The sequence below is a fragment of the Anaerolinea thermophila genome, assembly GCF_020723905.1.
GTDB lineage: Bacteria > Chloroflexota > Anaerolineae > Anaerolineales > Anaerolineaceae > Anaerolinea > Anaerolinea thermophila_A.
Genome location: NZ_DYHZ01000009.1, coordinates 1 through 14,184 on the forward strand (window position 1 = coordinate 1; position 14,184 = coordinate 14,184).

14 protein-coding genes and 2 tRNA genes are annotated in these 14,184 nt (G+C 56.7%); 8 read left to right on the forward strand and 8 right to left on the reverse strand.

Annotation, left to right across the window (positions count from 1 at the left end; all coding sequences use genetic code 11):
- Nucleotides 1-71 precede the first annotated feature (71 nt).
- Nucleotides 72-144: transfer RNA gene (locus LHF31_RS13165), tRNA-Lys, on the reverse strand.
- A gap of 259 nt (nt 145-403) precedes the next feature.
- Between LHF31_RS13165 and LHF31_RS13170 the strand changes: the two genes are divergently transcribed.
- Nucleotides 404-985 (forward strand): nitroreductase family protein, encoded by a 582-nt coding sequence (locus LHF31_RS13170; RefSeq protein ID WP_298010343.1) that lies wholly within the window; start codon nt 404-406, stop codon nt 983-985.
- 44 nt (nt 986-1,029) lie between these two features.
- Here the strand turns inward: LHF31_RS13170 and LHF31_RS13175 are convergent.
- Nucleotides 1,030-1,104 (reverse strand) — tRNA-Val (locus LHF31_RS13175).
- Nucleotides 1,105-1,226: 122 nt separating this feature from the next.
- Here LHF31_RS13175 and gatC point away from each other — a divergent pair.
- The 6 genes from gatC (at nt 1,227) to LHF31_RS13205 (ending at nt 7,246) form a co-directional block, all read left to right on the forward strand.
- A complete protein-coding gene (gene gatC / locus LHF31_RS13180) occupies nt 1,227-1,517 on the forward strand; it encodes an Asp-tRNA(Asn)/Glu-tRNA(Gln) amidotransferase subunit GatC (protein ID WP_298010347.1) in 291 nt (96 codons plus the stop codon).
- Nucleotide 1,518: 1 nt separating this feature from the next.
- The gene (gene gatA / locus LHF31_RS13185; protein WP_298010349.1) at nt 1,519-3,009 is read left to right on the forward strand and encodes an Asp-tRNA(Asn)/Glu-tRNA(Gln) amidotransferase subunit GatA; all 1,491 of its coding nucleotides are present in this window, start codon (nt 1,519-1,521) and stop codon (nt 3,007-3,009) included.
- 27 nt (nt 3,010-3,036) lie between these two features.
- A complete protein-coding gene (locus LHF31_RS13190) occupies nt 3,037-4,728 on the forward strand; it encodes a M3 family oligoendopeptidase (protein ID WP_298010352.1) in 1,692 nt (563 codons plus the stop codon).
- Nucleotides 4,729-4,837: 109 nt separating this feature from the next.
- On the forward strand, nt 4,838-5,848 hold the full coding sequence (locus LHF31_RS13195; protein ID WP_298010354.1) for a sugar phosphate nucleotidyltransferase: 1,011 nt from the start codon (nt 4,838-4,840) through the stop codon (nt 5,846-5,848).
- Nucleotides 5,849-5,853: 5 nt separating this feature from the next.
- The gene (locus LHF31_RS13200; protein ID WP_298010356.1) at nt 5,854-6,072 is read left to right on the forward strand and encodes a hypothetical protein; all 219 of its coding nucleotides are present in this window, start codon (nt 5,854-5,856) and stop codon (nt 6,070-6,072) included.
- A gap of 16 nt (nt 6,073-6,088) precedes the next feature.
- On the forward strand, nt 6,089-7,246 hold the full coding sequence (locus LHF31_RS13205; protein ID WP_303774293.1) for a pyridoxal phosphate-dependent aminotransferase: 1,158 nt from the start codon (nt 6,089-6,091) through the stop codon (nt 7,244-7,246).
- Between the two features lie 190 nt (nt 7,247-7,436).
- On the opposite strand, the gene LHF31_RS13210 is transcribed toward LHF31_RS13205, so the two are convergent.
- Together LHF31_RS13210 and LHF31_RS13215 are read right to left on the reverse strand one after the other, a co-directional pair.
- Nucleotides 7,437-8,468 carry an asparaginase gene (locus LHF31_RS13210; protein WP_298007379.1) on the reverse strand — a complete coding sequence of 344 codons (1,032 nt, stop codon included), beginning with the start codon at nt 8,466-8,468 and terminating at the stop codon, nt 7,437-7,439.
- A gap of 2 nt (nt 8,469-8,470) precedes the next feature.
- Complete coding sequence (locus LHF31_RS13215) at nt 8,471-9,316, reverse strand: hypothetical protein (RefSeq protein ID WP_298007377.1); 846 nt, start codon at nt 9,314-9,316, stop codon at nt 8,471-8,473.
- 122 nt (nt 9,317-9,438) lie between these two features.
- Here LHF31_RS13215 and LHF31_RS13220 point away from each other — a divergent pair, with 122 nt between their 5' ends.
- The gene (locus LHF31_RS13220; protein ID WP_298007375.1) at nt 9,439-10,221 is read left to right on the forward strand and encodes a hypothetical protein; all 783 of its coding nucleotides are present in this window, start codon (nt 9,439-9,441) and stop codon (nt 10,219-10,221) included.
- A 50-nt stretch (nt 10,222-10,271) separates the two neighbouring features.
- Here the strand turns inward: LHF31_RS13220 and LHF31_RS13225 are convergent, their stop codons facing one another.
- The 4 genes from LHF31_RS13225 to LHF31_RS13240 all read right to left on the reverse strand — a co-directional run bounded on the left by LHF31_RS13225 (nt 10,272) and on the right by LHF31_RS13240 (nt 14,157).
- On the reverse strand, nt 10,272-11,279 hold the full coding sequence (locus LHF31_RS13225) for a prenyltransferase (RefSeq protein WP_298007373.1): 1,008 nt from the start codon (nt 11,277-11,279) through the stop codon (nt 10,272-10,274).
- A gap of 48 nt (nt 11,280-11,327) precedes the next feature.
- The gene (locus LHF31_RS13230; protein WP_298007371.1) at nt 11,328-11,972 is read right to left on the reverse strand and encodes a hypothetical protein; all 645 of its coding nucleotides are present in this window, start codon (nt 11,970-11,972) and stop codon (nt 11,328-11,330) included.
- An 86-nt stretch (nt 11,973-12,058) separates the two neighbouring features.
- Nucleotides 12,059-13,246, reverse strand: a complete 1,188-nt coding sequence (locus tag LHF31_RS13235; RefSeq protein ID WP_298007368.1) for a hypothetical protein — start codon at nt 13,244-13,246, stop codon at nt 12,059-12,061.
- Nucleotides 13,243-14,157, reverse strand: coding sequence for a site-specific DNA-methyltransferase (locus tag LHF31_RS13240; protein WP_298007366.1), 915 nt, complete (start codon nt 14,155-14,157; stop codon nt 13,243-13,245). The genes LHF31_RS13235 and LHF31_RS13240 overlap by 4 nt, the downstream gene beginning before the upstream one ends.
- Nucleotides 14,158-14,184 lie beyond the last annotated feature (27 nt).

The following is a 14,184-nucleotide window of genomic DNA, read 5'->3' on the forward strand; positions in this document are numbered from 1 at the left end:
AAAGATGATCCACCGGGGACTCGAATAGCATCCCCTCCACGGGGACCCCGAACCCGGATTAAATAAAAAGATGATCCACCGGGGACTCGAACCCCGAACCCACTGATTAAGAGTCAGTTGCTCTGCCAGTTGAGCTAGTGGACCGTGCTTTCGCGCCCGTATTATAACGCAATTTAGGTGAAGGGTCAAATCGTTTTTTGGAGAGATTGTTGAAAGGACTTTGCTTCCTGGTATTTCAGACAGGTTCCAACCCGTTCATCTATTTCACCTGAGCATCCTTCCAAGACCTGAATTCCAGGCTTATACACGGTTTATCTTCCTTTCATCATTTCAATAAAAGACGATACAATACTGACGCAATTTCCCGGGTGGAGCAACCGCCCAAGATTTATGGAGAAACGTTATGGAAACACTGGAAACCATTCGCAAACGATGCAGTTTGAAATCATCCATTTCCCCACAAGAGATCGGGGCTGAAGTCATCCATGCCGTTCTGGATGCTGCCCGCTATGCCGCCTCTTCGCGAAATCATCAGCCATGGCGATTTGTCGTCGTGCAGGGACAGTCTGCCGTGCAGGCGCTGGTGGATGCGGCGGTAAGCGGCACCAACGCAGTGATTCGTGAAGCGCCGGTAGTCATTGCCGTATGCGCCCGTCCACAGGACGATTCCATCAGCAACGGCAGAGAGTACTATCTGTTCGACACCGGTATGGCGGTTGCCAACCTGCTTCTCGCCGCCACCGATTTCGGGCTGGTGACGCACCCCATGGCAGGTTTTGACGAGGAAGCCCTCAAGCGCCATCTTAACATTCCAGAGGATGTGCGCGTGATCATGATTACACCGCTGGCATATCCGGCAGCCGGCTCATATGACGAAGCCGCCCGCGAACGCTTGAATCAACGCACCCGCAAGGCATTTGAAGAAGTGGTCTTTTTCAATCGCTGGGGAGAGACTCAACCTGCCAGTGAAGCGATACAGGCTTAAAGCAAACAGACGCCCGGCGTTGGCGTCTGTTGAGGAAACTTGTGTGGGCGCGGAGGGGCTCGAACCCCCGAACCTCACGGATGTGAACCGTGCGCTCTGACCAACTGAGCTACGCGCCCAACAGGTGTTTGCATTATATCAAAAGCCGTTCGGATTGACAAGGAAATCCCGGAAGCATTTCTTCACGTTTCCCCCACAACCGGTATAATTAGGCAACACGCACACGCAAGGAGGTGCCTGCATGTCCCTCACGCTGGCTGAGGTTGAACACATTGCCCGTCTGGCACGACTGGAACTCTCTGAAGAAGAAAAAATCCGCTTCCGTGAGCAGTTATCGGCAATTCTGGATTACGCCGCCCGCCTGCAGGAAGTGGATACCCGGAACATCTCACCCACGGCATGGACGGTGAACGTCCAGGCGCCTCTGCGTGAAGATGTGCCCGCTCAGGGATTGCCCACCTCTGAAGTTCTAAGCAATGCTCCCCAGGTGCAGGACAATCAGTTCCGCGTGCCGCCCGTGCTGGAGGGATAAGGTGAGCGAACTGACTGATCTGTCGGTTCCCGAGTTGCTGGCAGGCATGCGCCGCGGCGATTTCTCTGCCGTGGAGGTGACCCGCGCTTTTCTGAGGGCCATCGAGTGCCTTGAACCGTCCCTGCACACCCTCATCACCTTTACCCCCGAACTGGCAGTGCGCATGGCAGAAGAAGCCGACCGGCGGTACCGCGCCTGGCGTCATGAAGGATCGTCAACTGAAGCCGCCCTGCCCCCCTTACTGGGTATTCCGATCATGATCAAGGACGTGCTGTGTCTGAAGGGGGTACCCTGCACCTGTGGATCGCGCATTCTACAGGACTTTGTCCCACCCTACACGGCAACTGCCGTGCAACGTTTGCTGGATGCCGGGGTGGTGGTGCTGGGAAAAACCAACACCGATGAATTTGCCATGGGCTCTTCGACCGAAAATTCCGCCTTTGGCGCCACCCGCAACCCGTGGAATCCTGAGCATGTTCCCGGCGGGTCTTCTGGTGGAAGCGCCAGCGCCGTTGCCGCCCGCATGACCCCCGCAGCCCTGGGGTCGGATACCGGTGGGAGCATCCGCCAGCCCGCCGCCTACTGCGGCGTGACCGGCATCAAACCCACCTATGGGCGCGTTTCACGCTACGGACTGGTGGCTTACGGCTCGTCGCTGGATACGGTAGGCGTGTTTGCCCGCAGCGCCGCCGAAACAGCCCTGTTCTTCTCCCTGATGGCAGGGCACGATCCCCTGGATTCGACTTCTGCGCGTGAGCCCGTGCCGCCCGTGAGCCTGCCCGATACCCCCAATTTGAACGGACTGCGCATCGGCGTGCCGGAAGAGTATTTCATCTCCGGCATGTCTGCCGAGGTGGAACAAGCCGTGCGCAACGCCATTGCTCAGATGGAACATCTGGGCGCCACTGTGCAGAACGTGCGCCTGCCTCACACCGGATACGCCCTGCCCGTGTACTACCTGATTGCCCCTGCAGAAGCCTCTGCCAACCTGGCGCGCTACGATGGGGTGCGCTTTGGTTACCGCGCCCCCGCTGAGCGCCTGTGGGAAATGTTCGACCGCACCCGCGGCAACGGCTTTGGCGCCGAAGTCAAGCGGCGCATCATGCTGGGCACGTATGCCCTCTCTGCCGGGTATTACGATGCCTACTACGCACAGGCGCAGAAGGTACGCACCCTCATCCGTCAGGATTTTCTGGATGCCTTCCAGCAGGTGGATGTGATCGCCTGCCCGGTAGCACCCACACCCGCCTTCCGCATCGGTGAACACACCGACGACCCCCTTGCCATGTATCTGGAAGACATCTTCACCCTGCCTGCCAACCTTGCCGGCATTCCCGGACTGGCATTTCCAGCGGGTTTCAGCGCAACCGGACTGCCCATCGGCATGCAGTTAATGAGCGCTCCCTTCCGCGAGGAAATCCTCTTCCACACGGCTCATGCCTATCAACAGGTCACGGACTGGCACACCCGCCGTCCGCCCCTCACCCCCTGAAACCATTATCTGTACAAAGGAGATTCTATGTTCGATCAACTTCCCACCGACCCCGCTGAACTGCGCAACTGGACGTGGGCGGATTTTGCGCCCTACTACGACGACCTGAAAAAACGCCCGCTCTCTCCAGCCTCGCTGACCGAATGGCTGAAGGACTGGACGCGGGTTGCCGAACGGGTGGATGAACTCTACAACCGCCTGTATGTCGCGGTGACGGTCAACACTGCGGATGAGGAAAGCCGCGCTCTCTACATGCGCTACCTCGACGAGACCTACACGCAATCTATGGAAGCCGAACAGGCGTTGAAGGAAAAATTGCTCCACAGCGGGCTGAAACCCGAGGGATTTGAGATTCCCCTGCGCAACATGCATGCCGAGGCAGAACTGTTCCGTCCCGAAAACCTGCCTCTGCTGGCGGAAGAACAGAAACTCACCAAGGAATACGACCGCATTGTCGGTGCCCAAACCGTACAATGGGAAGGCGAGGAAAAAACTCTCACCGCCCTGACTCCCTACCTGCATGACCCCAACCGCAATTTGCGCGAAAAGGTGTGGCGGCTCTCTGCCGAAAGACGTCTTGCCGACCGGCAGGCGCTGAACGACCTGTGGGTGCAATTGCTGGAACTGCGTCAGCGCATTGCCGCCAATGCCGGTGCACCCGATTACCGCGCTTACCGCTGGAAGCAAATGCTGCGGTTCGACTACACCCCCGAAGACAGCAAACGCTTCTGCGCCGCCATTGAAGAAGCCGTGGTGCCCGCCGCCCGTCAACTGCGCGAGGAACGCCGCAGGCAAATGAACCTGCCCGCTCTGCGCCCCTGGGATGTAGATGTCGATCCGCTGGGACGCCCCGGTTTGCGCCCGTTTGACTCGGTAGAAGCCTTCGAACAGGGTATCTCTGCCATCTTCCATCACATTGATCCGGTGCTGGGCGAGCGCTTCGACATCATGCGGCGCGAACACCTGCTGGATCTGGATAACCGCAAGAACAAAGCCCCCGGCGGGTACTGTACATCCTTTGCAGTGGCACGCAAACCTTTCATCTTTATGAACGCGGTCGGCACACAGGACGACGTCTCCACACTGCTGCACGAGGGCGGACACGCCTTCCACGTATTTGAAAGTGCCGCCCTGCCTTACATGCAGCAGTTGAATGTGCCCATGGAATTTGCTGAGGTGGCTTCGATGAGCATGGAATACCTCGGGTTGCCCTTCCTCACCCGCGAGCACGGCGCATTCTATGACCCCGAAGACGCCCGGCGCGCCCGCTGGGAGCAGTTTGAAAAAGCCATCCTCTTCTGGCCCTACATGGCAGTAGTGGACTCATTCCAGCACTGGGTGTACGAACATCCCCACCTTGCCACTGATCCCGCCGAGTGTGATAAGACCTGGAGTGACCTGTGGCGGCGCTTCATGGTAGGCGTGGACGAGAGCGGCTTTGAGGATGTGGTTGCTACGGGCTGGCACAGGAAACTGCACATCTTCCAGGTGCCCTTCTATTATGTAGAATACGGACTGGCGCAGTTAGGCGCGGCTCAGGTGTGGTTGAACTCGCTCAAAGACCGCACGGGAGCGGTGCAGGCGTACCGCAAAGCGCTCTCGCTGGGCGGCACAGTCACCCTTCCGCAGTTGTATGAGACCGCAGGCGCCCGCCTTGCCTTTGACGCCGAAACCCTGCGCCGCGTGGTGGACGCCATGCTCTCCGCCATGCAGGCATAACCCGCCAGAATGGGGATTAGATTCCCCCAGAAATGATGACGTTTAGAACGCGAAAGGCCATTTTGAGAATGATACAATCAAACCAGAACATTCTTCAAGGGGAGATGGAATGACACAACCGACGCTGAAAATCGCTATTCCCATGGCCGGGCTGGGTACGCGCATGCGTCCGCACACATGGAGCAAGCCGAAACCGCTGGTCTCGCTGGCGGGTAAAACCGTGCTGGATTACGTTCTCGAACAGTTCAGCACCATCCCCTCCGAGTTTGACGTGGAATACATCTTCATCGTCGGTCCTCAGGGGGATCAGATTCGTGAATACATGGAAGAGCACCATCCGCAGAAGAAAGTGCAGTACGTCCTGCAAGCCGAGATGCGCGGACAATCGCACGCGCTGTATCTGGCGCGGGAACATTTACGCGGTCCCATGCTGATGGCGTTTTCCGACACCCTGGTGGAGACAGATTTTTCCTTCCTCAAGCAAAACGCTCAGGATGCCATTGCCTGGGTTAAGCCCGTGCCCGATCCGCGACGTTTCGGCGTGGTGGAACTGGATGAGCAGGGCTGGGTGCGCCGCCTCATTGAGAAACCCAGCGATATGCGCAACAATCTGGTCATTGTGGGCTTCTACTACTTTCCCAGTGGCGAAGCACTCATCGAAGCCATCGAAGAACAAATGAACCGCAACGTGCTTCTCAAGAATGAATTTTTCCTTGCCGATGCGGTCAACATCCTGCTGGAGCGCGGGACGCGCATGACTACCCGGCAGGTTGAAGTCTGGCTGGATGCCGGCACCCCCGAGTCTCTGCTGGAAACCAACCGCTACCTGCTGGATCATGGGCGGGATAACACCGCCGAGGCGGCTCGCCCGGGGGTGACCATCGTGCCGCCGGTGTTCATTCACCCCAGCGCGCACATTGAAGCCTCCGTCATCGGTCCGCACGTTTCCATCGGTGCGGAGTGCACCCTGCGCCGCGCCATTGTGTCCAATTCCATTATTGACGAAGGCTCAGAAATCGAGGATATTGCCATCGAAGCCTCACTGCTGGGCAGGCATGTCAGTCTGCATGGAACCCCGCTACACCTCAATCTGGGCGACCAATCGTGGGCAGTACGTTAAGGACTATGCTGAACGTGCGGGTAGAATGTCGCTCCGAGTACACCTATCCCCAGCGCCCGGTAGCGCTCTGGTTTGACCAGAACCGCGTCGAGGTCGCCGAAGTGGAGTCCGAGAGCCGCACCCCGCAAGGAAAAGTGTTCCGGGTCCGTCTGGCTAATGGACGGTGCTTTGAACTGCTGTACGAGGAACTGACGGACGCATGGAGCGTCCGTGAAACTGCCTGAACTCTGTGGAGTTGCCATGCGCGAAACTTTTCTGAACCATCGCATTCGTGGGCTTCGCCCTTCTGCCATTCGGAAATTCTTTGATATTGCCGCCACCATGCAAGATGTGATCTCGCTGGGGATTGGCGAACCGGATTTCGACACCCCCGCCCCCATCGTACAGGCGGGAATCCGCTCCCTGCAAGCCGGACACACCCATTACACCTCCAACAGCGGGATCATGGAACTGCGTCAGGCGCTGGCAGAACACCTGGAGCGCCTTTACGGTGTGCACTATGACCCAACAGAAATCATCATCACGGTAGGCGGGTCAGAAGCGCTCTACCTTGCCGCTTCGGCAACCCTGGACCCCGGCGATGAGGTGATCATCCCCACACCGTGCTTCGTGTCCTATCAGGCACAGGTGCATATGGCAGGCGGCGTGCCGGTAGAAGTGCCCTGCCGCATGGAAAACAACTTCGAAGTCGCTCCTGAAGACGTTGCCGCCGCCATCACCCCGCGCACCAAAGCCATCCTGCTGGGCTTCCCCAGCAACCCCACCGGTGCGGTAGCCCGGCGCGAAACCCTGATGGAAATTGCCCGCCTTGCAGAAGAGCACGACCTGCTGGTGCTGTCGGATGAAATCTATGACCGGCTGGTTTATGACGGGGAACACGTCTGTTTCCCCTCCCTGCCGGGGATGTGGAAGCGCACCATCCTGCTGGGCGGATTCTCCAAAGACTACGCCATGACCGGCTGGCGCATCGGATACGCCGCCGCGCCACATGCCATCCTGCAGGGGCTACTGCGCCTGCACCAGTACACGGTGATGTGCGCCTCGACAACCGCCCAGATGGCGGCAATCGAAGCCCTGCGCAACGGCGAGGAGTACGTCCAGCAAATGGTCGCCGAGTACGATCGCCGCCGCCGCCTCATCGTCAAAGGCTTAAACGAGATTGGACTGCCCACTTTTGAACCCAAAGGGGCATTTTACGCTTTCCCCAAGGTGAGCGTGACCGGACTGGATGATGAGACCTTCGCCAGCCGTCTGCTCACCGAAGAGCGGGTGGCGGTTATTCCGGGATCCGGTTTTGGGGCAGGCGGAGAGGGACATGTGCGCTGTTCCTACGCCACCGCATACGAAAAACTGGAAGAAGCCCTGCGCCGCATGGAGCGCTTCGTCAACCGCCTGTAACCGGGCGCTTCCCCATAAGAAAGACACAAACATCCCCGAAGGGTTTCCCCGGGGATGTTTGTTCTGGAAAGATCCACTGAAGCGCACAGAAAAAGAAACGATTGCTAAAAAAAACCGGTCAACCTGGCGTTCTCCCGGAAGATGGCTTCATCCGGCTGGCATCAATTCATGCCCTTCTTCGGCGCAAGCCTTACCACTCAAAGCACGGGCGGATTTCCCCAATCTCCAGTTTGCGCCAGTTGTACAGCGGACGGCGGTCGAATTTTGCCAGCGCAGCCTGTTCTTCAGCAGTCAGCACGCCCAGCAGACGCAAAACCTGCACTGCCACCAGCGAAACGGCCCGTCCGCCGGTGTCGCCATCCGAAATCTTGATGGCAATGCCCATGCCGGGCGATCCGGGTCCCAGCACGCCGGGGCGCACTCCCATACCCTGATATCCCTCGGCTCCGCCTTTTGCCACCACCTTCCCGCCGGTCACCTGCATCAGCACGGTGTCAAAGCGGTCGGGACCGGCAACCATGTCGGGGTTCGTGGTCATGGCGTCAAAAATGCGCCTCAGAGCAGAACCGCGCGGTTCGGGTAAACGGTCAGGATCCGCCAGCAGAGCGTAAGCATGAGCGGCGTTCTGTAACGGCGCGGCAAAGGTGGGCGCCGAACAGCCATCAATGCCAATGGGCACATCTTCAGGTGCCATGCGCACCATCTCGGCAAAAGTCTGCAGGATGCGCTTCTGCCAGGGATGTTCAGTATTGAGGTAATCCTCCAGTGCAAAACGGTTGAACTGGCATCCTGCCAGCATGCCGGTATGCTTGCCCGAGCAGTTGTGGCGGTTCTGCGTAGGGGCTTCCCCGCGGGCGCGCAGGGCCTGGGCTGTGGCATCGTGCAGAGGATAGTGTGTGCCGCACAGCAGATTGCTCTCGCTGATGCCGATTTTTGCCTGCAAGCCTTTCAACACAGAGACATGATCCTCCGTCCCGGAATGCGAAGCGCAGATGATTGCCAGTTCGCGCGGGGTGATGCCGAAAGCATCCACCACGCCCGATTCGACCAGTGGAAGCGCCTGAAATGGCTTGGCAGAAGAGCGCAGGTTGGCAACATGGTCAGGATTGCCCATCGCGGCAATTAACTTACCGGTGGCATCCACCACTGCCAGCGCGCCAAAATGAACAGACTCAACCAGCGGACCCCGGGTGAGTTCAACGAGCGGTTGATATGGATTCATGCTTACTCCTCGACTTCTTCGCCTTTGGACTGGTAATGACGGGCATAGTAATGGGCTAGCCCATAACGCAAACGCTGGCGGTACAGCGGCAGAGGGTTGAAAGGCTCCAGTAAAGCGGGAACAAGCGTCTCGGTTTCGCTGGCAGGGGCATTCTGCTTTGCCAGCGCATCCAGTTTTTCCTGCACGGTTCGCAGGAAGTGAATCTGTGCGCGCACCTGCTGATGTGCCACCAGTCCGCCGCGCCCGCTCACCAGCAAGTAATCCTGATATTCGCCCTGCAGAAGGCTCTCCAGTTGCTCAATCCACAGCGGCAGATTGGCGCTGGCGAGGAAAGGCGGCTGATGAAGCACAACGGCATCCCCCAGGAAAATGACCCGGGAAGCCGGCAGAACTGCCCAGATAGCACCCGTCGAACACCCCGGGCGATATTCCAGGCGAATGGGATGATCATCCCAGTGAATGGTCAGTTGATCGCTGAAGGTAATTTCCGGCGGCGACCAGCGCACCGAACCCAGCCCGTTGTGCTGTTCCCATTCGGCGCCGGTTTCTGTTCCCTGCGCTTTGAAAGTCATGGGACGGTTGCGGAAGACTTCTGCCATGCGCTCATGCGCCAGCACGGTGCACTCCATGTTCCGCACGCCAATGGTGCGGTCAAAGTGCGCATCCAGATTGATGAGCAAACGATCCACTCCGCCGCTCAAACTGATGAGCGCCGAACGCCACGAACGGGCATCCTCTGGACGGAAAGGGGCATCAATTAAAATCAACCCATGGGGGGAGTTGATCGCTCCCAGCGTCACGCCGGGATAAGCGGTTTCAATATACACTTGAGGGACGATTTCCTGCATATTGTAAGTATATATCCTTTGATCAAATTGGGGTTCGCAACCTGAAGAACATCCCGGGCGAACAGGACAATTGTAACCTGAATATCTTCCCACCAGAAACCCTATAATGGATTTAAGACCCTATGTCTCTTCTGGGCGATGCTCCTTTTGTACAAACATCCGGCGGGGGAACGGTGACGCCGCTCCCGCCTCCGCAGGCACCTGCATCCCTCCACCGCGGCTGGCGTCTGTGCCTTCCAGCGGGAGATGAACGCTCGTACCGTCTGGCGCAGATTGAGCAGGGACCCTTCCGCACCCGCGCAGAGTTTCCCCTCACCCCGCCAGTCGAATGGACGCTGTGGGCGCGGGTTTCAGCGCCTGACCTGCCCGGTACATGGGGGTTTGGATTCTGGAACGAGCCTTTCAGCGTCGGGCTGGGAGTCCGCGGCATGCGCCGGGCTTTACCCGTCCTGCCCAATGCCCTGTGGTATTTTTACGCCTCACCGCCGTCGTATCTTTCTCTGCGCAATGATTCGCCCGGGAGAGGGTGGATGGGCATGGTCTTTTCTTCGCCGCCCGCCCCACCGGTGACATGGCTTCCTGCCCTGCCCCTGCTGGCGGGGTTGCTGTTCCCCGCCTCACGGCGGGCATTGCGCCGCCTTGCCCGCCGCTGGATTCGCGATCAAGCCGTGCTGTTGCCGGTAGAGGTCACCGGGTGGCACCGCTACACCCTGCGCTGGGAGCGTGACAGGGTCTCATTTACCATAGATAACACCTGGACACACACCATGCCTCTATCGCCCCGGGGCAGGATGAAGGCACTGGCGTGGATAGATAACCAGATGGCGTTTTTCGATCCGCAGGGAAGGCTGGGAAGCGGGGTACTTGCCAACCCGGCGGCATGGCTGGAAATCGGCGAGGAATAAAAAAAAAGACACCCGGAAATTCCGGGCGTCTGAGGAAGCATGAAAACCACTTACTTCAGCAGGGTATTGCGCAGGATGACATCGGCAATCAAGCCCAGCAGGAAAAGCATGCCGTAAGCGCGGTTGTGGTAGAAGTTCGCCGCCACAAACCAGAGGGGCCAGATATCTTTGCGCTCTTCCGGGGGAGCGGAAGGACGCGGAGACCCGAGCATTTTCCAGGTCTCGGGCAGGTAGCGCAGGGCAAAGAAGACAATGAGCATGGCAGGGGTAAAGTAGCCCACCAGCACCAGCCCGGCGACCAGCGCGTACATCAGCACAATCATCACCCGCACGCTGACGCGCGCGGCTTTCTCGCCGATGATAACCGGCAGGGTGCGCACACCCTTTTGACGGTCGGCATCCAGTTTGTCGATGTGCTTGCCGTAAATCACCGTTGTGGGACCCAGCGCGTAGGGCAACCCCGCCAGCACTGCCATCCACGACCACTCGCCGGTAATGACAAAATAACTGCCGCCAATCATCAGCGGACCCCACACCAGCAGAACCGCCACCTCTCCCAGTCCAATGTACTTGAGGGGATAGGTGTAGAAGAACACGAAGAACGCTCCCAGCACCAGCAAAACCAGCGCCAGCCAGCCCCGCAACAGCACCAGATACAACCCCGCGGCAAGCGCCAGCGCGCCCGTCACTGCGGCGTAGGTGAGCAATTGCTTTCGGGTCATCAATCCCTGCTGCAGGGGGTGAGGACCATACTGGGCACGGAAGTAGTTATTCTCGTCAATGCCGCGCTCGTAATCGGTCAGGTCGTTGAGCAGGTTGTTGAGGGCATGGGCAAGCACCAGTCCCAGCACCGTCAGAAACCACAGCCCCAGATTGAACATGCCATCCCGCGCCGCCAGCAAACCGCCAATGGTAGCGGAGGTGAAGGTCATAATCAGCACCGCCGCCCGGGTGGAAATCAACCAGCGGGAGATGACATCCAGTTTTTCCCATTCCTCGCGGGTAATGCGTGGAATCACCTGAAGGGCTTTCACCCACATTCCCACATTAACGCTCATATTCCTCTCCTTTAGCCTTTTGGTGTCAATTATAACGCGAATGACCCATTACACGGGGAGGAAAAAAGAGGCGTGTAATCGTTGAACCCGTTCGGGGAACTGAGCATACAGGCGGGCAATGGTGGCGGCGGCGTAGGCGTTCAATTCGGCAAGGGAAAGAATTTTCTCATAAGGCAACTGTCCGCGGAGGAGTTTGAAACGGGTGATTTCCTCAAAAAACTCCATGGCATCGGGGACGTCACAATCCAGGTCTGCCAGCGCCAGCTGGCGCTGGATGCGCCCTTCGAGGGTATTCCCCGGTAAAAGGGGATGCCCCAGCCATTTTTCCAAAGCGCTTTCTGCATCGGTCTCCAACCACTGCCGCGGGGAGTCGCTTTCGCTGTCGCAGGGGGAATACCCGAGCCGCTGGAGGGTGGCAACCAGCGGCGGCACCTCTTCTTCAGCGGATTCGGGCAACAGCGGTGGAGGTTCCACGGCAGGGTCAGCGTGGGCAGGACGGGACCATCGCGCCCGCACCGGCGGGGTCAGCGCCAGCAAGGCGCTGCTGGCGCCTGCGGCATACGCCAGCGCATCTGCCAGCGTACCGCTTCCAATGGCAAGGGAATGCCCCCGGGCATCCAGCGCGGTGAACACGGTGGGACGTTTCCCACTCGAGGCAAGCGCCACCCCCACGTACATCAAGAAGTTTGCCATAGTATGTATATCAGTTTAGCCCAAAATGGCAATCCTCACAACATTTTGCGCGGGGAGAATTCAATGAAAGTCGGTTTTTAAGATAATCAGGTCCTGTAGTTGAGGATCAGATCTTTATTGGATGTTTTCCCCTCACACAATGCGCTGATTGGACATTGCTGACAATCTGGTTGATCGTGATTGAGACAATACCGGGTGCCTATAAAAATTAAGCCATCATCAAAATGAGCCACATTGAGCCCCTGATCGCGATGTGCCCAGAGGTAAACATGCTGGATCTGCTGAATTTGAAGGTTTTGTGGACGCTTACGATGCGTTTTCAGGTGGCGAACACAGATTTCCTGATACGGATCCCATAATTCCGGGCTGACATTCTTTACGGCTTTCATCCCCCGCAGGTTCGTTACCCGAATATAGGTTGTGTTCCCTTTTCCCTTTCCTGGTTGCAAAACATTCTGCTTCTTAAAGTCTTGTTCATCTGCCCAGTGGTGCAGGTAACCGGTACGCCAGAGGATACGCCCTGCATTCGAATCGTACGGAACCTCGTAAGAGAAGTCATCCCATCCACTTTCGGATTTACGGGTTAATCGAAAACTGGAAACCAGCCATTTCCCAAACAAATGAGCAGCTTTATCGCCAATTGCTTTACCTAACCCATAACGTGGGTGATCCTTCAGCTGCTGAGTCATTTTTTCCGTCGAGTCATAACTTTCCAGATAATCCAGCAGGGCGTTTTCTACAGGTTTTCCTTCAGACTGGTTATCCTTTTCCAACAGGTAAGGTAAAGCCAGTGGCACCCCCCAGCGGAAAATTGCATACCCGAGCACCTGCCTGGCATTATCCATGAAGAGGTTATATCGCGAAGCATTCGAGCGATTTACCTTTGCCCAATCCGAGGAGCGAATCTCTCTAATGGCCTTATGCTGAGTAAGAATTTCATCAATAGCAACGCCTATTTCGCTAAAGAAAGAAACAGGTTTGTGAAGAAAACGGACTTCCTTACGATACAATTCGTTTGTCGTCTGGATCAGCATCTGGCGAATTCCCTCAATGTCTGGTCCCTGATCCAGAACGGCGCTTAATAACAAAAAACGAGTCAATGCTTCCCGTCGGGTTAGAGATCCGTCTCTTTGATCAAGACGATTTCTGTCTACCACCTCACCGCTGGCAAAATAGTGTTTGAAAATTTCCACTTCATGAAGGGATGGGGAAGAGGGATTTTCGCGTCCAATTTCGGCAATCTTTATCACCAGTTGTTCGGGGTCCATCTTCATTTTTCCTCATCCAGCAAACTGGGCTGGCGTATTTTTCCGTTCGCTTTCCCTTTAACTGGCTCCCCAATGGAGACTTTGTCAAACACAGCAATCAGCTGTTCCTGGCGCAGATCTAAAGGCTCTCCAATTCTTTGATTTGCCAGTTGCACATACTTCTCAATGACCTCATAGCCTGCATACCGACGCCCCAAATGGTAAGCGACCTTCAACGTTTGCCCTGATCCCGTAAATGGATCCAAAACCAGATCGCCAGGATAAGAGTAGAGCTGGATAAGCCGATACGGGATTTCCTCAGGGAAAGGGGCAGGATGAGGAATGATATTGGGTGGAACAGGCGCAATATGCCAGATGTTATTGGCAATATCCATTGTAAATAAACGGTCTATGGAATATCGCCCCTGTTCTTTTTCTTCCTGCGAACGATTTTCATATATCCTTGGACCGGGCTTGCGAAACACCAGAATGTATTCATTCATGATATTCGGATAAAAGTACCCCGGATACGGTTTCTGAATACTCACCCCTGCGCGCTTTACCCCGGCAGTGCATTTGTGCCAGATGATATCCTGATAAAACTCCCATCCTGCCTGAGTAAATTGAGCGGTCATATCAAACGGAACAGGATACAGTTTTCCTTCCAGCAACACCGTACCAATTACCACTGCACAAAAACCACCCGGTCTGGTGACACGATACACCTCTTTGAAAATTCGCACAAGCCAATCGAGATATTCATGATAATCCTGATAACCGTTGGCGTACTGCCTCGTGCGATAATATTGTGTATCATCTTCAGCATGGCGATCGTAATCAATAGCATTCCAGTAAGGCGGAGAGGTCACCGTAAGAGAGACGGCATTCTCTTCTATCTCTGGCATGGTTTCGCAGGAATGGTTATAAATCATGTTCATGTTTTTTATTATAAACCATCCACCGGA